Raw genomic sequence first — 19,852 nt, forward strand, 5'->3', positions numbered from 1 at the left:
CCACCACCAAAGATGAGGCAACAACACCAACCCCAACCGGGCCCGGGTGTTGTCTCAGGACCCAACAGTGTGCTTAGCGGCCAACCACCCCACCACAAAAAGAGCGGAACGGCGGTTCGTTGTTGTGCACCCAGCCCGCGCCCACTACAGACACGAACTCCTCACGGCTCGACTTCCGCCCACTGCGGAAGCCCCTTTTCGTGGTGCTCCTTAGAAAGGAGGTGATCCAGCCGCACCTTCCGGTACGGCTACCTTGTTACGACTTCGTCCCAATCGCCGATCCCACCTTCGACGGCTCCCTCCCAAACGGGTTTAGGCCACCGGCTTCGGGTGTTACCGACTTTCATGACGTGACGGGCGGTGTGTACAAGGCCCGGGAACGTATTCACCGCAGCGTTGCTGATCTGCGATTACTAGCGACTCCGACTTCACGGGGTCGAGTTGCAGACCCCGATCCGAACTGAGACCGGCTTTAACAAGGATTCGCTTAACCTCACGGCATCGCAGCCCTTTGTACCGGCCATTGTAGCATGTGTGAAGCCCTGGACATAAGGGGCATGATGACTTGACGTCATCCCCACCTTCCTCCGAGTTGACCCCGGCAGTCTCTCACGAGTCCCCGCCATCACGCGCTGGCAACATGAGACAAGGGTTGCGCTCGTTGCGGGACTTAACCCAACATCTCACGACACGAGCTGACGACAGCCATGCACCACCTGCACACAGGCCACAAGGGAACGCCTATCTCTAGACGCGTCCTGTGCATGTCAAACCCAGGTAAGGTTCTTCGCGTTGCATCGAATTAATCCACATGCTCCGCCGCTTGTGCGGGCCCCCGTCAATTCCTTTGAGTTTTAGCCTTGCGGCCGTACTCCCCAGGCGGGGTACTTAATGCGTTAGCTACGGCACGGATCCTTAGGAAAGAACCCACACCTAGTACCCACCGTTTACGGCGTGGACTACCAGGGTATCTAATCCTGTTCGCTCCCCACGCTTTCGCTCCTCAGCGTCAGTTACTGCCCAGAGACCCGCCTTCGCCACCGGTGTTCCTCCTGATATCTGCGCATTCCACCGCTACACCAGGAATTCCAGTCTCCCCTGCAGTACTCCAGTCTGCCCGTATCGCCCGCACGCCCACAGTTAAGCTGTGGCATTCCACGAACAACGCGACAAACCACCTACGAGCTCTTTACGCCCAGTAATTCCGGACAACGCTCGCACCCTACGTATTACCGCGGCTGCTGGCACGTAGTTGGCCGGTGCTTCTTCTCCACCTACCGTCACCACGAGAAAACCCGCAGCTTCGTCGATGGTGAAAGAGGTTTACAACCCGAAGGCCGTCATCCCCCACGCGGCGTCGCTGCATCAGGCTTGCGCCCATTGTGCAATATTCCCCACTGCTGCCTCCCGTAGGAGTCTGGGCCGTATCTCAGTCCCAGTGTGGCCGGACACCCTCTCAGGCCGGCTACCCGTCGTCGCCTTGGTAGGCCATCACCCCACCAACAAGCTGATAGGCCGCGGGCCCATCCCACACCGCAAAAGCTTTCCACCACACACCATGCGACATGTGGTCCTATCCGGTATTAGACCCAGTTTCCCAAGCTTATCCCGAAGTGCAGGGCAGATCACCCACGTGTTACTCACCCGTTCGCCACTCGAGTACCCCCCGAAAGGGGCCTTTCCGTTCGACTTGCATGTGTTAAGCACGCCGCCAGCGTTCGTCCTGAGCCAGGATCAAACTCTCCAAACAAAAACCGTTTCAGAGAAACAACCCCGACAAAACAAAACAACCACACCCTGACACGGGGGCATCAGAATGCGGCAAAAACAACAACAAACAAAACCACCAAACACACTATTGAGTTCTCAAACAACACCCGTGAACAGGCNAACCGTTTCAGAGAAACAACCCCGACAAAACAAAACAACCACACCCTGACACGGGGGCATCAGAATGCGGCAAAAACAACAACAAACAAAACCACCAAACACACTATTGAGTTCTCAAACAACACCCACACCCCCGGCCGCGCAACCACCCGCGGCGATCGCCGCGGCCGGTAGTGCGGACAGGTAAAACACCCTCAAACGGTGGGGTGTTCCCCGGGGATGTTCGTCGCGTCGCAGGCGTGCCGCAGCGCGACGCCAATAAGTTACGCGAGGGACACCTGAGAGTCAACTCTCCTGCTAGAAACGAGGTTTCGATTCGCGCGGACTTAGCCGACGCGCTCGACGCCGGCGATGTTCCGCTTCCCCCGGCGCAGCACCAGCCACCGTCCGTGCAGGAAGTCGCTCGGCTGCGGCGCCCAGGCCTCGTCGTCGATCCTGACGTTGTTGACCGACACGCCGCCCTCGGCGATCGTGCGCCGTGCCGCGCCCTTACTCGCGCACAGGCCGCTGGCCACCAGCAGCTCGACGATGCCGTCCGGCGAGCCGGCCTTCAGCTCGGCCACCGGCGTCTCCCGCAACGCCGCGCGCAGCGTGGGCTCATCCAGACGCGCGAGCTCACCGCGACCGAACAGCGCGCGGCTGGCGTGCTCGACGGCATCTGTCGCCGCCTCACCATGTGCCAGCGTGGTGAGCTCGCGCGCCAGCCGCCGCTGGGCGGCACGCTCCTGCGGCCGCGAGGCCGTCGCCTCCTCGAGCTCGTCCAGCTCGTCGCGGGACAAGAACGTGAACCACCGCAAATACCTGATGACGTCGGCGTCGGCGGTGTTGAAGAAGTACTGGTACCAGGCGTAGGGCGTGGTCAGCTCCGGGTCCAGCCACACATTTCCGCCCCCGGTGGATTTCCCGAATTTGGTTCCGTCGGCGGCGGTCACCAGCGGAACCGTCAGCGCATGCACGGTCACGCCCAGCTTTTGGCGCACCAGGCGCACCCCGGCGACGATGTTCCCCCACTGGTCGGATCCGCCGATTTGCAAGATGCAGTTGTGCCGCCGGTACAGCTCGACGTAGTCATTGGCCTGCAGCAGCATGTAGCTGAACTCGGTGTAGGAGATTCCCTCCCCCTCCAGCCGGCGCCGGACAGTGTCGCGATCGAGCATGACGTTGATCGAGAAGTGCTTGCCGATGTCGCGCAGCAGCTCGATCGCCGACATGCCCTTCGTCCATTCCAGGTTGTTTTCGACGATCGCGCCGGTGGCTGAGTCGTCGAAGTCGACAAAGCGCCGCAGCTGCCCGGCGATCCGCTCGGTCCATTCGCGGACGGTGTCCTCCGCGTTGAGCGTCCGTTCGCCGGTCTCCCGCGGATCACCGATCAGTCCGGTCGCGCCACCGGCCAGCACGATCGGGCGATGCCCCGCCCGCTGAAAGCGCCGCAGGGCCAGCAGCGGCACCAGATGTCCGGCGTGCAGGCTCGGCGCGGTGGGGTCAAACCCGGCGTAGAGCGTGATCGGACCTCGAGCAATCGCTGCGGCCAGCGCGTCGAGATCGGTGGACTGCGCGATCAGTCCGCGCCAGTCCAGCTCGTCCAGGATGGTGGTGGCCATGGGTAGATCTTCCAGGATCTCCCTAATCGCTGGCTCCAGGGGCGGGGGCCCGCGGGCTGCGCCGATAAGCCGAGACCTCTGGCCGGCCCTGCAGCCAGAACCGCCAGGGCCGGTCGGCGGCGACGCTGATGCCCACCCGGGGCCCGCAAACCGCGGGCTGCGGGTCGTTCAGCCGCAGCCGCACCGGACTGTCGGGGTCGAACACGTCGACTCCGTTGTCGTCCATGGTGATTCCCAGGGCCGAGCACAGATTGCCGGGGCCACGCGCCAATGCCGTGGTGCGCACCGACGGGCCGCGGCGAGCCCGCGCGATGTCGACGCCGGACTCCTCGATGGCCCCGGCCCGCAACAGCACCGCAGCCGCGGTGCCGTCGGGGCCGCACGCGATGTTGGCGCACACATGGATGCCGTGGCTGCGATAGGTGTACAGCCGCCCGGGAGGCCCGAACATCACTGCGTTGCGGCCGTTGAGCCCGCGATAGGAGTGCGCCGCGGCGTCCGGCCACGGGCCGTCGGGCACCCCGCCGTACGCCTCGACCTCGACGATGGTCGCGGATACGCCTCGCCCGTGCAGCGTGGCGCCGAGTAGTCGCTGCGCGGCCGTGACCGGGTCGACCGTCAGCTCCGCAGCGCTCATCGCAAAAGATTCTGCCCGCGCGCCTTGACAAGCCGACAACAGGGGGAGATATTCATCGTATGATGACTTCATCAAGTGATGAATTACTTTCGGCCGGCGGCGAGGTCGCCGTCGACATCAATCACTTGCAGGTGATCCGGGGCAAACGCCCAGCATTGCGCGATTTTTCCGTGCGGATTGCCCGGGGCACCATCACCGGACTGCTGGGCCCGTCCGGCTGCGGGAAGACCACGCTGATCCGCTGCATCGTCGGCACCCAGGTGCTGGCTTCCGGCACGGTCACGGTGCTGGGCAAACCGGCCGGGTCGGCAGCCCTGCGCCGGCGAGTCGGCTACATGCCACAGGATCCGACGATCTACGACGACCTGCGCATCGTCGACAACGTCCGCTACTTCGCGGCGCTGTACGGGTTCGAGGCCCACGCCGCCGACGAGGCGATCGAGCGGGTGGGCCTGACCGACCACCGGACCGATTTCTGCAGCAACCTGTCCGGCGGTCAGCGCACCCGGGTAGCCCTCGCGTGCGCCTTGGTGTGCCGGCCGGAGCTGCTGGTGCTCGACGAACCCACAGTGGGCCTCGATCCCGTGCTGCGGGCCGACCTGTGGGATCAGTTCACCGACCTGGCCCACAGCGGAACCACGCTGTTGGTCTCCAGCCACGTGATGGATGAGGCGGACCGCTGCGGCGACCTGTTGCTGATGCGCGACGGGGACCTCCTTGCCCACACCATGCCGACCCGACTACGAGAGGACACCGGATGCATGTCACTGGAGGACGCGTTTCTGTCTATCATCAGGCAGAGCACCGCGCGCCAAGCCGGATAGGACTCAAGGGCTATACCGCGACCACGACGCGGATCCTGCGGCAGCTGCTCGCTGATCGTCGCAGCCTCGCGATGATTTTGGTGGTGCCGGTTTTCGTCATCACGCTGATGTACTTCATGTTCGAGAACGCCCCGCATCGCCCGGGTACCCCCTCGCCGTTCAACAATGCCTGCCTGATCCTGCTCGGCCTGTTCCCGCTGTTCCTGATGTTCGTCATCACGTCGATAACGATGCAACGCGAACGAGCCTCGGGAACGTTGGAGCGGATCTTGACCACTCCGCTGCGACGGCTCGACTTGTTACTCGCTTACGGCAGCGCATTTTCGGTTGCCGCCGCCCTGCAAGCGACCGTGGCGTGCATCGTGGCGTTCTGGTTCCTCGGCTTCGACACCGCGGGCAGCCCGATGTGGGTGTTCGCCATCGCGATCATCAACGCGATACTGGGTGTCGGCTTGGGCTTGCTGTGTAGTGCGTTCGCCCGCACCGAGTTTCAGGCGGTCCAGTTCATCCCGTTGGTGATGGTTCCGCAGTTGCTGCTCGCCGGCATCATCGTGCCCAGACCGCTGATGGCCGAATGGCTGCAGTGGATCAGCAATGTGCTGCCCGCCAGCTACGCGCTGGAGGCGCTGCAGCAAGTCGGTGCCCATTCGGAGCTGACCGGGATCGCGGTGCGCGACATCGCCGTCGTGATGGGCTTTGCGCTGGCAGCGCTGTGCCTGGCGGCGGCCACGCTGCGGCGACGGACCCCGTAATCGCATGGTCACCAACATCAAACGGCCCGGGCGCCCGCGAGGCGCCTCGGACGCGCGAGAGAGAATCCTGGCCAGCGCCCGGGAATTGTTCGCCCGCAACGGGTTCGACAAGACGTCCATACGGGCGGTGGCGGCCGCGGCCAACGTCGATTCAGCGCTGGTCCACCACTATTACGGAACCAAGGAGCAGCTTTTCACCGCGGCGATCCGGATACCGATAGACCCGATGACCATCCTTGGGCCGCTGCGCGAAACACCCGTCGAGGAACTCGGTTACAAACTGCCTTCGTTGCTGCTGCCGCTGTGGGACTCCGAGCTCGGCACGGCGGTGATCGCAACCTTTCGGTCGCTGCTCTCCGGCGCCGACGTCGGCTTGGTGCGGGCATTCATGCGTGAGGTGGTCATCGAAGAGATCGCCGCGCGCGTAGACAACCCGCCGGGGGCTGGAATCATCCGCGCAGAGTTCGTCGCCTCGCAGATCGCAGGTGTCGTGATGGCCCGCTACATCCTGGAATTGGAGCCGTTCGCCTCGCTGCCGCCTGAGCAGATCGCCCAGACCATCGCACCCAATCTGCAGCGTTACCTCACCGGGGATCTGCCGGATTTGCCCGCGCCATGATCCGGGCGTGCTCGTCGTCGCTCACCTCGGTGGCCTCGTCGATCAGCAGCACCGGGATACCGTCCTCGATCCGGTAGGCGCGCCGCAGCCGCGGGTTGTACAGCGTCTGGTCGACCAGCAGCAGGGGGCCGCGGTCGGCCGGGCACACCAGGATGTCCAGCAGTGCTTGGTCGATCACTTGTGGCTGCCGAATATCTCGCTGCGCACCGCGCTGGTCAACCGGCGGAACTGCTTGTGGGTGGCGTCGTAGTACCACACGTGGCGCCCCGGTTTGGGCAGGCCCGCCGCGCGCAACGTACTGACCATCGGCCGGTACGAGGCGCTGAGCGGCAATTCGGGGACGACGTGCACAATGTCGGGCCCCAATCCGAACGGCATCGCGGCCACGGCCTCGGTGAGGTCGCCGGCGGTGATCGTCGCCCCCGGCCGCAGCGTCACCGCCGAGATCGCGAGGGCTTGACCGTGCACCGATACCCCGTATGTCACCGCGAGGTCGACCCCGTTGATCATTCCGAGCGCGTCGGTGATCGGTTCGCAGTAGACGCTTCCGCGGGCCGTGTGCACCACCGAGCCACGCCTGCCCAACAACCAGTAGTCTCCGTCGCTGTCGCGGCGGAACAGGTATTCGGTGGAGATCCAGGTGTCCGCCGGGGCGAAAACTCCCCGTTTGACGGACGCGGTGGGATCGATCGGTCCACGCGGCTGGGCCAGCAGCACACCGACCTCGTCGGTGTCGGCGACCTGCACGAAACCCCGGTCGTCTTCCAGGATCAGATCGTGCTCGGCGTCGTAGGCGCCGAGTTCGACGTGGCTTGCGCCGGGCAGCGGCCGGCCCTTGCTGCCGACCTTGGCGCCGGACACGTTGGCCAGCACGGCCTGCCCGTCGGTGGTCGCGAAGAACTCGACGACATGGGCCGGCGCGAACAGGTCGACGAGCCGCCGCCACAGCCCGGTCGGCATACCCGAGCCGATGAACAGCCGCACCGGATGATGACCTGGCATCACAAATGCCGGGTCGTCGATGACATCTCGCAGCATGGCCCAGGTGTAGGAGATGACGCTGACGCCGTACTGGCGCACTTCGGAGAGGAACCGACCGGGCTGCAGGCCGCGTGACAACGCGATGCGCGCACCGCCGACCACCGCGCCGCCCAGGCTCACCAACAGCGCCGATTCGTGATGCAGCGGCGTCAAGCAATACACGGTGTCACTGCGTCCGAGCGCGGCGGCCGAGGCCGTGCCGAACGCCGACAACGCCCATCGGTAGTTGGTGATCTGCTTGGCGACCAGCTCGCCACCGACGCTGCTGAACGCGATGAAAGCGAGGTCGCGCGCGTAGCCGGGGTTGGGCCGGTACCAGCCGGGCAGCTCGACCGCGTCCGGGTCGATTTGTTCCATGTCGATAACGCCGGCATCGTCGGGCAGATGCAGGTCGCGGGTCTCACCGCCGCCGAGAACCAGTATCTGGCCGGGCAATTGGCGCGCGGTCTCCAAGTTGGGCGGGTCGGTGATGATTTCGGTCACGCCGCCGAGGCGCACCGCGGCGGCCAGGTCGGTGTCGGGCCGCATCAGCACCGCGACGGCGCCGAGCCGCGACAGTGCAGCGATGGCGACCAGTGCGCTGGGTCGGGTCTCCATCAGCACACCGACGTGTTCGCCCTGCCGCACGCCGACTTCGATCAGGCCGCGCACCACGTTGTCGATGCGCCGGTTGACGGCCTCGTAGGTGTGCACCCGTCCGTCGAAGAGCAGAAATTCGCCCTGCGGTGCGTCGTTGGCTTGCTCGCCGATGATCCGGCCCAACGAGATCCGGGTGTGGTCATTGATCTGGCCGAGCCGGGCCAGCCTGGGCAACGTTCGCGCGGTTTCCACCGCCAGCGTGCGCACCGATTTGTTCGCTGCCACAACAGCATCGGCCGCGCCGCGGGCGAGCGCCAGGGCGACCCCGGACGCCTCGTTGATGCCGTGCGCGACCCGCGAGGTGATCGGCACCCCGCTGTCGTCGGACCGCTGCACCGGTTGATCGGCCATCGGTACGATGCCGTCCGGCTTGGGCCCGTCCGCGGAAATCCATCGCACCCAGTCGGCGACGGTCGGCCAGGACTCCTGTGCGGCTTTTGAACCCACCACCAACCCGAAGTGCCCTGCCCGCAGGGAATACTCGTACACCTCGGCGTTGGGCGCCGCCCGCCGGATACCGCGCACCGCCGGTGGCTGGCCGATGTCGTCCACCTCGCCGACGAAAGCCAAAATCGGGCAGGTGATGTCGGTGAGCGTCACCAGTTGCCCGTTGATGGCGAACCCGCCGGTCATCATCCGGTTGTGGGCGATGAACTGCTTGAGCAACTCGGAGACGGCCGGGCCCGACCACGCGATCCAGCCCTCGGACTGCAAGAACCTGCGTTGGGCTTCTCGCGGTAGCAGCGCCTCCCGGTCGTGCAGCTGGCGCATGAAGTCCAGCCGCGCCTTTGCCGTCTTGAGCGGATCCATCAGCTGAAACCCAGTGCGCGCCAGCCAGCTTGGGATATCCAGCCGGTTGAACACGTGGTCGGCCATGAAGTTGGCCGTGACCTGAGCCAGGTTGGGCGGCACGCCCATCGGCAACGCGGCCAGGGTATCGACCGGGGAGCCGAACGCGACGATGCTGGCGACGTTTTTCGACCGCCGATACCCGGCCGCCTGGTAGCAGAACATTCCGCCCTGCGAATACCCGACCAGATGTACGTCCTGGCCGGTGGTTTCCACCGTGGTGTCGACGGCCTCACTGAGCGCGACGATGTGATCGGCCAGGTTTCGCTGCATGCCGCCTTCGACCTTGTCCGGTGAGCCGAAGTCGATGACCCAGGGGTCCAGGCCCGCGGCATGCAGAATCCCCACCGCGCCGTCGGCCCGGGTGACGTCCCACATGTTCGCCGACATCATCATCGGATGCACCAGTAACACCGGCGGGCCCACGGGCGGCTGACCGGGCCGGTTGTCCGGTGGAAAGTACCGCCGAAGTTTGTACATCGGCACGCTTTCGATGACCTGGAACGGCGACGGAGCAGTCCCGGTTTCTAATCCGCCGAGTCGCAGCACCTCCAGACCGTTCTGCGCCGTCGCCATCAGACGTTCGATCGGCCGGGTGACCGCTGAAAGATGTAGATCCACCATTGCTCCCTTGACCAGCACATTCTCGCACATCACGCCGACCTGGCCGGCCTCTTTAGCCACTGTGCGGCTAGTCTCGGGCCGGTGGCGCACCTGCTCGGGGCCGAAGCCGTGCACCTGCAGTACCCGACCGGGGTTGTATTCGAATCATTGACCGTTGGTGTCAGCGACGGCGACCGTATCGGCATCGTGGGCCGCAACGGGGACGGCAAATCCAGCTTGCTGGGATTGCTCACCGGTTCGGTACGCCCCAACGCCGGCCGGGTTACCCGCCGCAGCGGCTTGCGAGTGGCCGGGCTGAGCCAGGCGGACACGCTCGGGACACACGGCACCGTCGGGCGCGCACTCGTGGGCGATCGCCCCGAGCACGAATGGGCTACGGATCCGCGTATCCGCGACGTGATCAGTGGCATGGTATCCGACATCAGTTGGGATGCAGCACTTTCCACTCTATCTGGCGGCCAGCGTCGACGGGTGCAGCTCGCGGCTCTGCTGGTCGGTGACTGGGACGTGATCGCACTCGACGAGCCCACCAACCATCTTGACATCGAAGGGATCAGCTGGCTGGCCGGCCACCTGCGTCAGCGCTGGGGACGCAATGCCGGGGGCCTGCTGCTCGTGACGCACGACCGCTGGTTCCTCGACGAGGTCGCCACCACAACCTGGGAGGTGCACGACGGGATCGTCGAACCCTTCGAAGGCGGGTACGCGGCGTACGTGCTGCAGCGCGTCGAGCGGGATCGGCGCGCCGCCATGGCTGAGGCCAAGCGGCAGAACCTTATGCGCAAGGAGCTCGCCTGGCTGCGCCGCGGGCCACCGGCACGAACGTCGAAGCCGAAATTCCGTATCGAGGCGGCCAACCAATTGATCGCCGACGTGCCACCGCTGCGCAATACCGTCGAGTTGGCGAAGCTGGCGACCGCACGATTGGGCAAGGACGTCATCGACTTGCTCGACGTGTCCGTCACATTCGACGGTCGCCCGGTGTTGCGCGACGTCGAATGGCGGATCGGGCCCGGGGAGCGTACCGGCATTGTCGGGGCAAACGGTGCGGGCAAGTCCACCCTGTTGGCACTGATCGCCGGCTTGATACAGCCGGACACTGGAAAGGTCAAGCGCGGCAAGACGGTTCAGCTGGCGATGCTCGACCAGCAAGGGACCGAGCTGGCGTCGCTGAGCGGCGATCGGGTGATCGACATGCTGAGCCGCCTGCGCGGCGGATATCAGGTCGATGGCCGCGAGCTGACGCCGGCGCAGGTATTGGAGCGACTGGGCTTTGCCCGTGAGCAGCTCTCGGCCCGGGTCGGTGATCTCTCCGGGGGTCAGCGCCGCCGGCTGCAGCTGATGCTGACGCTGTTCGCAGAGCCGAATGTGCTGCTGCTCGACGAGCCCACCAACGATGTTGACACCGACATGCTGACCGCCACCGAGGACCTGCTGGACTCTTGGCCGGGCACGCTGATCGTCGTCTCGCACGACCGCTATCTGCTGGAGCGGGTGACCGACCAGCAGTACGCGATCCTGGATGGCCGGCTGCGCCATCTGCCCGGCGGCGTCGACGAATATCTGCGACTGTCCGCGGCGTCGCGGGCCACATCCGCGCCGGCCGCCGAGCGCAAATCGACGGCGGGCGCCGAACTGCGCGCCGTGCAAAAGGAGATCGCCGCCACCGAACGACGCCTGGCGCGTCTGTCCGACCGGATTGCCGCCAAACATGCTGACATCGCCGAGCATGACCAGTCCGACCATGTCGGGTTGAGCCGCCTGACGCAGGAGTTGCGCCGACTGCAGGACGAGGTGGCGGTGTTGGAGAACCGTTGGCTGGAGCTCTCCGAGCGGCTCGACGATTACGGCTGAATCCGCTCGCGTAATCGGGCGGCGGCGTCAAGGACCCCGTCGAGCTGTTTGGCGACTTGGATCGGCGCGGTGCCACCGCGAGCGTCACGCGAGGACACCGAGCCTTCGATGGTCAGCACGTCGCGGACATGCGGTGTGAGCTCGGGGTTGATCGCGGCCAGCTCGTCGTCGGTCAACTCATCCAGCCCGACGCCGCGCTCCTCGGCTGCCCGCACCGCCGCCCCGGCCGCCTCGTGTGCGCGCCGGAATGGAACACCTTGGCGCACCAACCATTCCGCGATATCAGTGGCTAACGTGTAGCCGGCCGGGGCCAGCTCCGCCATTCGCTCGACATCGAATGTCAGGCTGCCCACCAGACCTGCCATCGCGGGCAGCAGCAGCTCGAGCTGCTGTACCGAGTCGAACACCGGCTCCTTGTCTTCCTGTAGGTCGCGGTTGTAGGCCAGCGGCTGTGCCTTCAGCGTGGCCAGCAGCCCCGCCAGGTTGCCGATCAACCGGCCGGATTTGCCGCGGGCCAGTTCGGCGATGTCGGGGTTTTTCTTCTGCGGCATGATCGAGCTGCCCGTCGACCACGAGTCGTGCAAGGTGACGTAGCCGAATTCCGTCGAGCTCCAGATGATGATGTCCTCGGCCAGCCGCGACAAGTCCACCGCGATCATGGTGAAGATGAACGCTGCTTCGGCCGCGAAATCCCGTGCGGCGGTGGCGTCGATGGAGTTGTCGGCGGCCGTCGCGAAGCCCAGCTCTTCGGCGATGGAGTCCGGGTCGAGCCCCAGCGACGAGCCGGCCAGCGCCCCGGACCCGTATGGCGACACCGCGGTGCGCTTATCGAGATCGACGATCCGGTCGACGTCGCGCAGCAGCGGGTGCGCATGGGCCAGCAGATGGTGCGCCAGCAGCACCGGCTGCGCGGACTGCAAATGTGTCTTGCCGGGCATGATGGCGCTGGGATGCGCGCCGGCCTGGGCGGCCAGCGCGTCGACCACGTCGAGGGCACCGGCAGCGACGCGACGCGACGCGTCGCGCAGCCACATCCGAAACAGGGTGGCGATCTGATCGTTTCGCGACCGGCCGGCACGCAGCCGACCACCCAGGTCGGGACCGACCCGGTCGATCAGCCCGCGCTCCAGCGCCGCGTGTACGTCCTCGTCGGTGACCAGCGGCACGAAACTTCCGTTGGCCACATCCTCAGCCAGGCTGTCCAGCCCGACCAGAAGGTCGTCGCGCTGTTCGGCGGTGAGCAGCCCGGCCCGGAAAAGAATTATCGTGTGGGCTCGCGACGCGATGATGTCGTAAGGGGCCAGCACCCAGTCGAAATGAGTGGACCTGCTCAACGCCCTCAGCGCGTCGGACGGGCCGTCGGCGAACCGTCCGCCCCACAGTGATCCTTCGCGGGTGCTCATGCTCCGTCCGCGGCCAGATCTCGCCGGGCGGCTATCTTCGACGACAGCCCGTGCACGTACACGAAGCCCTTGGCTTTCGACTGGTCGAAGCTGTCGCCTTCGTCGTAGGTGGCCAGGTTGAAGTCATACAGCGACTCGGCGCTGCGCCGGCCGTTGACGGCAATGTGGCCGCCGTGCAACACCATCCGCACTTCTCCCGACACATGCTCTTGGGTCTTGGCCACGAAGCTTTCCAGCGCCGTCTTCAGCGGCGAGTACCAGAGCCCGTCGTACACCAGTTCGGCCCAGCGCTGGTCGGTCAGCCGTTTGAAGCGGCCGAGCTCGCGTTCGAGCGTGACGTGCTCGAGTTCGGTGTGCGCGGTGATGAGCACCATTGCCCCTGGCGCCTCATAGATTTCGCGGCTCTTGATACCCACCAGCCGGTCCTCGACGACGTCCAGCCGGCCGACACCCTGCGCGCCGGCCCGATCGTTGAGTTCCTGGATGGCCTGCAGCACCGAAACCGGCTTGCCGTCGATGGACACCGGCACGCCCCGCTCGAATCCCACAATCACCTCGTCGGGCGTGTTCCAGTTGACGGTCGGATCTTCGGTGTAGTCGTAGACGTCTTTGGTGGGCGCGTTCCAGAGGTGTTCCAGGAAGCCGGTTTCCACTGCGCGGCCCCAAACGTTCTGGTCGATGGAGAACGGGGAACGCTTGGTGACGTTGATCGGAATCGCGTTCTCCTCGGCGAACGCGATGGCCTTCTCCCGCGTCCAGGCGTAATCGCGGACCGGTGCGAGCACCTGCAGATCCGGTGCCAGCGAGGCGAAGCCGACCTCGAACCGGACCTGGTCGTTGCCCTTGCCGGTGCAGCCGTGCGCGACGATGCCGCCGCCGTGCTCACGCGCCGCGGCAACCAGATGTTTGACGATCAGTGGTCGGCTGATCGCCGACACTAGTGGATAGCGGTCCATGTAAAGCCCGTTGGACTGGATGGTGGGCAGGCAATAGTCGTCTGCGAACTCGTCGCGGGCATCGACGACGACCGCTTCGACGGCGCCGCAGTCCAGGGCCCGCTGACGCACCACCTCCATGTCCTCTCCGCCCTGGCCAAGGTCTATCGCGACCGCGACGACCTCCCGGCCGGTCTCCTTGCCGATCCAGCTGATCGCCACGGAGGTGTCCAAACCGCCGGAATACGCCAGGATGACGCGCTCGGACATGAACCAATCTCCTTATGTCACTTGATGCTCTCGAGGGCGGCTGCCAGCTCTGCGCCGGTCATCGGCTCGCGGGCCGCCACGAAAATAGTGTCGTCACCGGCGATAGTGCCGACGACGTAGGGTAGCGCCGCCCGGTCGATGGCGCTGGCCAGATAGTCGGCTGCCCCCGGCGGAGTGCGCAGCACTGCGAGGTTTCCGGTGGCGTCGGTGGACACTAGCAACTCGCCGAGCAGCCGCGACAGCCTGCCGGTGCCCCCAGAGACTCCGCGTACCGGACTACCGTCCTCCGGGACGACGTACACGCCGACGCCGCCGTCGGCGCCGCGCAGCTTCACCGCACCCAGTTCCTCCAGGTCCCGCGACAGCGTGGCCTGCGTGACCTCGATACCCTCGGCGGCCAGCCGCTCGGCCAGTTCGCTTTGGCTGCGCACCGATGCCGAGGACAGGATCGCCACGATGCGGGCCTGCCGGCCGGCGCGGGTGATTTCCGGTGTCGTCTTCGACCGTGTCATCGCGACCGCTCCAATAACCAGACCAGCAGCGCCTTTTGCGCGTGCAACCGATTCTCGGCCTCGTCCCACACCGCGCTGTGCGCCCCGTCCATCACCTCGTCGGTGATCTCTTCACCGCGATGCGCGGGAAGACAGTGCAGCACAATGGCTTCCGGGTCGGCGAGCGCCAGCAGCGCGCTGTTGACCTGGAACGGCCGGAACGGCCCCACCCGGTCCAGGCCGTCGTCCTCCTGACCCATCGACGTCCACGTGTCGGTGACCAGCACGTCGGCGCCTCGAGCCGCCTTTTGCGGGTCGGAGGTCACCGCCACCGATGCGCCGTTGAATGCGGCCCGTTGCTCGGCGGCGGCCAGCACCGCCGGGTCGGGCGCGAATTGGTTTGGGGCCGCGATGGTCACGGACATCCCGGCGGTAGCGCCGCCCAGCAGCAGCGAATGTGCCATGTTGTTGGCGCCGTCGCCGAAGTAGGACAGCCGCAGACCCGCCAGCGTGCCTTTACGCTCGCCGATCGTCTGGAGATCGGCCAGTACCTGGCAGGGATGAAACTGATCGGAGAGGGCGTTGACGACCGGCACCGTCGCTGCGGCCGCCATCGCGTCGAGCCGGTCCTGACCGAAGGTGCGCCACACGATCGCATCCACATAGCGGGACAGCACTCTTGCGGTGTCTGCCAATGTCTCGTCGCGGCCGAGCTGGGTGCTGCGAGCGTCGACGACGACGGCGTGCCCACCTAGCTGGGCGATGCCCATTTCGAACGAGAAGCGGGTGCGGGTGGAGTTCTTGTCGAAGAGCACCGCGACGCCGCGCGGCCCCTGCAGCGGCCGCCGGCTCAAGGGGTCCTTCTTCAACTCGGCTGCCAGCTCGAGGACTTCGGCCTGCTCGTCGGGTGACAGGTCGTCGTCGCGCAGAAAATGTCTAGTCATCTGCGCCACTCCTCCTCATCGCTTCGCTCTGCATCGCGTCATGGTTGCCCCGTGGTTTCGAGAATGCTCGGCAACGCGGTGACGAACGCGTCGATCTGGTGCTCGGTGATGATCAGCGGCGGCGCCAGCCGGATGACGTCCGGCGCTGCGGCATTGACCAGGAACCCGGCGGCGCGCGCGGCGGCCTCGATGTCTTTGGCCTTCGCGGCGGCCAGCACGATTCCACACAGCAGACCGCGGCCCCGCACGTGGTCGATCAGTGGGTGTCCGAGCGCTTCTATGCTGTGCCGCAACGACTTTCCGAGCACCTCGGCACGATGCACCAGCCCCTCGGAGGCCAGCACCCGCAACACGGCCAGCGCCGCAGCCGCGCAGATCGGGTTGCCGCCGAACGTGCTGCCATGCAGGCCGGGCGTGAGCAGCTGCGCGGCATCCCCGATCGCCAGGCACGCCCCGATCGGCAGTCCGCCGCCCAGACCTTTGGCCAGCGTCACGACATCCGGGGTGATGCCGTCGCGTTGGTGAGCGAAAAACGTTCCGGTGCGGCCCATCCCGGTCTGAATTTCGTCGAGCACCAGCAGCGCGCCGTGCTGTGCGGTGATCTCCCGGGCGGCAACAAGATAACCGTCGGGTGGGACCACCACACCGCTCTCCCCCATGATCGGCTCGAGGAACACCGCGGCGGTCTCGTCGGTGACGGCGCCGGCCAGCGCCTCGGTGTCGCCGTACGGGATGTGCGTGACGTCGCCGGGCAGCGGCGCGAACGGTGCCTGCTTGGCCGGTTGGCCGGTCAAGGCCAGCGAACCCATTGTCCGCCCGTGGAACGCCTCTTGGGCGGCAACGAGTTTCGTGCGCCCAGTCAGCCGGGACAGCTTGAACGCCAGCTCGTTGGCTTCGGTGCCGGAGTTACAGAAGAACACCCGGGCTTGCACACCGAGCAGGCCGACCAGCGCCTCGGCCAACGCAATACCGGGCTCGGCGGCATACAGGTTCGAGGTATGGCCCAGCGTGGACATCTGCCGGGTAACAGCTTCGATGACGGCGGGGTGGCGGTGACCGAGGATATTGACCGCGATGCCGCCGAGCAGGTCCAAATAAGAGTTGCCGTCCACGTCGGTGACTACCGCGCCATCGCCGCTGGCCAACACCACCGGCGGGACGCCGTAGTTGTTCATCATCACCGCAGACCACCGCTGCTGCATGGTTTCGGTGTTAGTCATGGCGCTCCTCATGCGCTGACCACCTTGGTACCGGTCCCCGCGTCGGTGAATAGTTCGACCAACACGCAATGTTCGACGCGGCCGTCGATGACATGCGCGCTGGGCACGCCGCCGCCGACCGCCCGCAGGCAGGCTTCGACCTTGGGAATCATGCCGGTTTCCAGATCCGGCAGCAGCTTCGCCAAGGCGTCGGTGTCGATTTCGCTGACCAGCGAATCGCGGTCCGGCCAGCGGGTGTAAAGCCCTTCGACGTCGGTGAGCATCAACAGCTTCTCGGCGCCCAGCGCTTCGGCCAGCGCCGCCGCAGCGGTGTCGGCGTTGATGTTGTGCACCACGCCGTCGCTATCCGGCGCCAGCGTCGACACCACGGGGATACGCCGCGCTGCAATGAGATCGAGCACCGCGGCGGCGTTCACGCGATCAACGTTGCCCACCAGCCCGATGTCGGTGGTCACGCCGTCGACGGTGACACTGCGTCGCACAGCGGTGAACAGCTGCGCATCCTCCCCGGTGATGCCGACCGCATACGGGCCGTGCGCGTTGATCAGGTTGACCAGTTCCCGGCCGACCTGGCCGAACAGCACCATTCGCGCCACGTCGAGCACTTCGGGTGTGGTGACCCGGAATCCGCCCTTGAAGTCCCCGGGAATGCCCAACCGCTTGAGCATCGCGCTGACCTGCGGACCGCCGCCGTGTACCACGACGGGGTGGATGCCGCAGTTACGCAGGAACGCCATGTCCGCGGCGAACGCACGCCGTAAGGTGTCGTCGGTCATCGCGTTGCCGCCGTATTTGATGACGACGATCTTGCCGTGCAGCTGCTTGAGCCAGGGCAGCGCTTCGGCCAATACCTGGGCCTTGACTTGGGTGGACAACCCATCGGTCTTTGCCGTCATGAGCTGTAGGCCGAGTTCTCTTCGACGTAGCCGTGCGACAGATCGGTGGTGCGGATCGCGGCCCGGTGGTTGCCTGCGGCCAAGTCGACGGTGACCTCGATGTCAGCGCCCGACAAATCGACGTCACGGGCGCCCGGCGTTCCCATGCCGTCGGCGTACACGGTAGACCCGTTGAACGACACCACAATTCGATCCGGGTCGATGGGGAACGGTGCCATGCCGACGGCTGCCAGGACCCGGCCCCAGTTCGGGTCGGACCCGAACAACGCCGTCTTGACCAGACTGTCCCGGGCAATGATCCGGGCGACGGTCACCGCGTCGTCTTCGCTGGCGGCGCCCGTCACCGTCACAGTGATGCGTTTGGTGACACCTTCGGCGTCGGCCTGCAGCTGCGCGCACAGGTCGTCACAGACCCGCATCACGGCCTCGTCGAGATCGGCTTGGCTGGGCGCAATTTCGCTGGCGCCCGACGCCAGCAGCAGCACGGTGTCGTTGGTGGAGCAGCTGCCGTCGATGTCGAGGCGGTCGAAGGTGACCGCGGTGGCGCGGCGCAGCGATTGGTCGAGCTGCGCGGCATCAGCCACGGCGTCGGTGGTCAGCACGCACAGCATGGTGGCCAGCGAGGGTGCGATCATCCCGGCGCCCTTGGCCATTCCACCAACGGTCCAATTGTCCTGGTGATGCAGCGCGACCTGCTTGGGCACGGTGTCGGTCGTCATGATGGCGCGGGCGGCTGCTTCACCGCCGGTCAGCCCGCCGGCCATCTCGTGCACGATGTCGGTGACCCCGGCGAGCACCTTGTCCATCGGGAGCCGGTCGCCGATCAGCCCGGTCGAGCACACCGCGACCTCGATCGCCCCGGTTTCGGTTCCCCAGTCCGACAACGCCGCGGCGACGGCCTCGGCGGTGGCGTGGGTGTCCTGGAAACCGGCCGGCCCGGTGCATGCGTTGGCGCCGCCGGAGTTGAGGATCACCGCCCGCAGCTGGCCGGTGGTCAGCACTTGCTGCGTCCACAACACCGGTGCGGCCTTGACCTGGTTGCGGGTGAACACCCCGGCCGCCGCATAGTCGGGGCCCTCGTTGAAAATCAGCGCCAGATCCAAGCCGCCCGACGCCTTGATACCGGCGGCGATACCGGCGGCTCGGAAGCCTTCCGGCGCCGTTACACCCTGCGCGCGTACCAACCGCGCCGTGGCGGCAAGGTCGGTCACGGCGCCACCCCGACCACCGGCAGGCCCTCGTTCTCGGGCCAGCCGAGCGCCAAGTTCATCGACTGCACCGCCGCACCGCCGGTGCCTTTGACCAGGTTGTCGATCGCGGCGATCCCGACGAAGGTGGCGGCGTCCTGGTCGACCGCGACCGCGATGTGCGCGGCGTTGCTGCCGATCACCGCGCCGGTGCGCGGCAGCTGGCCTTCGGGCAGCAGGTGAATGAAAGGTTCGCCGTCATAGGCCTTCTCGTAGGCGGCCCGCACTTGTGACACCGATGATTCGGTGCGAGCCGTGCAGGTGGCCAGGATGCCCCGGGAGGCAGGCATGAGCACCGGAGTGAACGACACGGTGACATCGCGGTCGGTGACCGTCTTGAGCCCCTGCACGATCTCCGGTGTATGCCGGTGGGCGCCGGCGATGTTGTACGCCCGCGCGGATCCGATGACCTCGGAGCCGAGCAGCTCGGTCTTGGCGGCGCGACCCGCGCCGGATGTCCCACTCACCGCGACCACGGTGACGGCGGGATCGACGAGGTCCTCGGCGATCGCGGGAAGCAGCGCCAGCAGCGCCGCGGTCGGATAGCAGCCCGGTACCGCGATGCGGCGCGCGTCACGCAACCGCTCGCGTGCGCCGGGCAGCTCGGGCAATCCGTACGGCCAGCTCCCGGCATGCGGGGAACCGTAATACCGCTCCCACGCGGTGGCGTCGGTCAGCCGGAAATCCGCGCCGCAGTCCACGACCAGCGTGTCGGCGCCGAGCTTTTCAGCCAGCGCCGCCGAATGGCCGTGCGGCAGCGCGAGGAACACCACGTCGTGACCGTCGAGCACCTCGGGCTCGGTCGGTTCCAGGGTCCGGGTGGCCAGCGGAGTCAGGTGTGGATGGTGTTCGGCCAGCGCGCTGCCGGCGCTGGCGGCGGCGGTCAGTGCGCCGATCGCCAGCCGGCCGTCGGTGTAGGCCGGATGTCCCAGCAGCAGCCGCAGGATCTCGCCGCCGGCATATCCGCTGGCACCGGCCACCGCTACCCTTGTCACCTCGGCCACCCGACGATTGTGCATGAATATGCACAACCTTGCAAATTCATTCTCTGCCTTCTTCCGCGAGCGGGCGTGTTTCCGGCCGACACGCCGCGCGGAAACGTGGTTTTGCGCCCGC

16 protein-coding genes and 1 rRNA gene are annotated in these 19,852 nt (G+C 66.3%); 4 read left to right on the forward strand and 13 right to left on the reverse strand.

The window, feature by feature from the left end; genetic code table 11:
- Positions 1 to 214: 214 nt before the first annotated feature.
- The 3 genes from MSP7336_RS17825 to MSP7336_RS17835 all read right to left on the reverse strand — a co-directional run bounded on the left by MSP7336_RS17825 (position 215) and on the right by MSP7336_RS17835 (position 4,128).
- Positions 215 to 1,750: ribosomal RNA gene (locus MSP7336_RS17825) — 16S ribosomal RNA — on the reverse strand.
- A gap of 466 nt (positions 1,751 to 2,216) precedes the next feature.
- Entirely contained in the window at positions 2,217 to 3,491 is a 1,275-nt protein-coding gene (gene tyrS, locus MSP7336_RS17830) for a tyrosine--tRNA ligase (protein ID WP_113964247.1), read from the reverse strand.
- A 22-nt stretch (positions 3,492 to 3,513) separates the two neighbouring features.
- Positions 3,514 to 4,128, reverse strand: a complete 615-nt coding sequence (locus tag MSP7336_RS17835) for a DNA-3-methyladenine glycosylase (protein WP_069397630.1) — start codon at positions 4,126 to 4,128, stop codon at positions 3,514 to 3,516.
- A gap of 59 nt (positions 4,129 to 4,187) precedes the next feature.
- Between MSP7336_RS17835 and MSP7336_RS17840 the strand changes: the two genes are divergently transcribed.
- The 3 genes from MSP7336_RS17840 to MSP7336_RS17850 are packed head-to-tail and all read left to right on the forward strand — an operon-like array spanning position 4,188 to position 6,323.
- On the forward strand, positions 4,188 to 4,952 hold the full coding sequence (locus tag MSP7336_RS17840; RefSeq protein ID WP_113964248.1) for an ABC transporter ATP-binding protein: 765 nt from the start codon (positions 4,188 to 4,190) through the stop codon (positions 4,950 to 4,952).
- Positions 4,886 to 5,704, forward strand: coding sequence for an ABC transporter permease (locus tag MSP7336_RS17845; protein ID WP_113964249.1), 819 nt, complete (start codon positions 4,886 to 4,888; stop codon positions 5,702 to 5,704). Before MSP7336_RS17840 ends, MSP7336_RS17845 begins: the two co-directional genes overlap by 67 nt.
- A 4-nt stretch (positions 5,705 to 5,708) precedes the next feature.
- A complete protein-coding gene (locus MSP7336_RS17850) occupies positions 5,709 to 6,323 on the forward strand; it encodes a TetR/AcrR family transcriptional regulator (RefSeq protein WP_069397633.1) in 615 nt (204 codons plus the stop codon).
- On the opposite strand, the gene MSP7336_RS17855 is transcribed toward MSP7336_RS17850, so the two are convergent.
- Both MSP7336_RS17855 and MSP7336_RS17860 read right to left on the reverse strand, forming a co-directional pair.
- A complete protein-coding gene (locus tag MSP7336_RS17855) occupies positions 6,289 to 6,501 on the reverse strand; it encodes a Trm112 family protein (protein ID WP_069397634.1) in 213 nt (70 codons plus the stop codon). The two genes, MSP7336_RS17850 and MSP7336_RS17855, sit on opposite strands and share 35 nt — an antisense overlap.
- The gene (locus MSP7336_RS17860; protein ID WP_113965029.1) at positions 6,498 to 9,476 is read right to left on the reverse strand and encodes an acyl-CoA synthetase; all 2,979 of its coding nucleotides are present in this window, start codon (positions 9,474 to 9,476) and stop codon (positions 6,498 to 6,500) included. Before MSP7336_RS17860 ends, MSP7336_RS17855 begins: the two co-directional genes overlap by 4 nt.
- 81 nt (positions 9,477 to 9,557) lie before the next feature.
- On the opposite strand from MSP7336_RS17860, the gene MSP7336_RS17865 reads away from it, so the two are divergent.
- Positions 9,558 to 11,330, forward strand: a complete 1,773-nt coding sequence (locus MSP7336_RS17865; RefSeq protein WP_113964250.1) for an ABC-F family ATP-binding cassette domain-containing protein — start codon at positions 9,558 to 9,560, stop codon at positions 11,328 to 11,330.
- Here the strand turns inward: MSP7336_RS17865 and argH are convergent.
- From argH to argC, 8 genes are read right to left on the reverse strand one after another with little or no spacing between them, the layout of a single operon-like run.
- Positions 11,321 to 12,733: an argininosuccinate lyase gene (gene argH, locus MSP7336_RS17870; protein ID WP_113964251.1), complete on the reverse strand. Its 1,413-nt coding sequence runs from the start codon at positions 12,731 to 12,733 to the stop codon at positions 11,321 to 11,323. The two genes, MSP7336_RS17865 and argH, sit on opposite strands and share 10 nt — an antisense overlap.
- Positions 12,730 to 13,938 carry an argininosuccinate synthase gene (locus MSP7336_RS17875; RefSeq protein WP_069397637.1) on the reverse strand — a complete coding sequence of 403 codons (1,209 nt, stop codon included), beginning with the start codon at positions 13,936 to 13,938 and terminating at the stop codon, positions 12,730 to 12,732. The genes argH and MSP7336_RS17875 overlap by 4 nt, the downstream gene beginning before the upstream one ends.
- Positions 13,939 to 13,955: 17 nt before the next feature.
- Complete coding sequence (locus tag MSP7336_RS17880; RefSeq protein ID WP_069397638.1) at positions 13,956 to 14,450, reverse strand: arginine repressor; 495 nt, start codon at positions 14,448 to 14,450, stop codon at positions 13,956 to 13,958.
- The gene (argF, locus tag MSP7336_RS17885) at positions 14,447 to 15,373 is read right to left on the reverse strand and encodes an ornithine carbamoyltransferase (protein ID WP_113964252.1); all 927 of its coding nucleotides are present in this window, start codon (positions 15,371 to 15,373) and stop codon (positions 14,447 to 14,449) included. The genes MSP7336_RS17880 and argF overlap by 4 nt, the downstream gene beginning before the upstream one ends.
- Before the next feature lie 38 nt (positions 15,374 to 15,411).
- The gene (locus MSP7336_RS17890; protein ID WP_425325753.1) at positions 15,412 to 16,605 is read right to left on the reverse strand and encodes an acetylornithine transaminase; all 1,194 of its coding nucleotides are present in this window, start codon (positions 16,603 to 16,605) and stop codon (positions 15,412 to 15,414) included.
- Complete coding sequence (argB, locus tag MSP7336_RS17895; RefSeq protein WP_069397640.1) at positions 16,602 to 17,489, reverse strand: acetylglutamate kinase; 888 nt, start codon at positions 17,487 to 17,489, stop codon at positions 16,602 to 16,604. Before argB ends, MSP7336_RS17890 begins: the two co-directional genes overlap by 4 nt.
- Positions 17,486 to 18,700 carry a bifunctional glutamate N-acetyltransferase/amino-acid acetyltransferase ArgJ gene (gene argJ, locus MSP7336_RS17900; protein WP_113964253.1) on the reverse strand — a complete coding sequence of 405 codons (1,215 nt, stop codon included), beginning with the start codon at positions 18,698 to 18,700 and terminating at the stop codon, positions 17,486 to 17,488. Before argJ ends, argB begins: the two co-directional genes overlap by 4 nt.
- Positions 18,697 to 19,755, reverse strand: coding sequence for an N-acetyl-gamma-glutamyl-phosphate reductase (gene argC, locus MSP7336_RS17905; RefSeq protein WP_113964254.1), 1,059 nt, complete (start codon positions 19,753 to 19,755; stop codon positions 18,697 to 18,699). The genes argJ and argC overlap by 4 nt, the downstream gene beginning before the upstream one ends.
- Between the last annotated feature and the right edge of the window lie 97 nt (positions 19,756 to 19,852).

The organism is Mycobacterium shimoidei (genome assembly GCF_900417275.1).
Taxonomy (GTDB): Bacteria; Actinomycetota; Actinomycetes; order Mycobacteriales; family Mycobacteriaceae; genus Mycobacterium; species Mycobacterium shimoidei.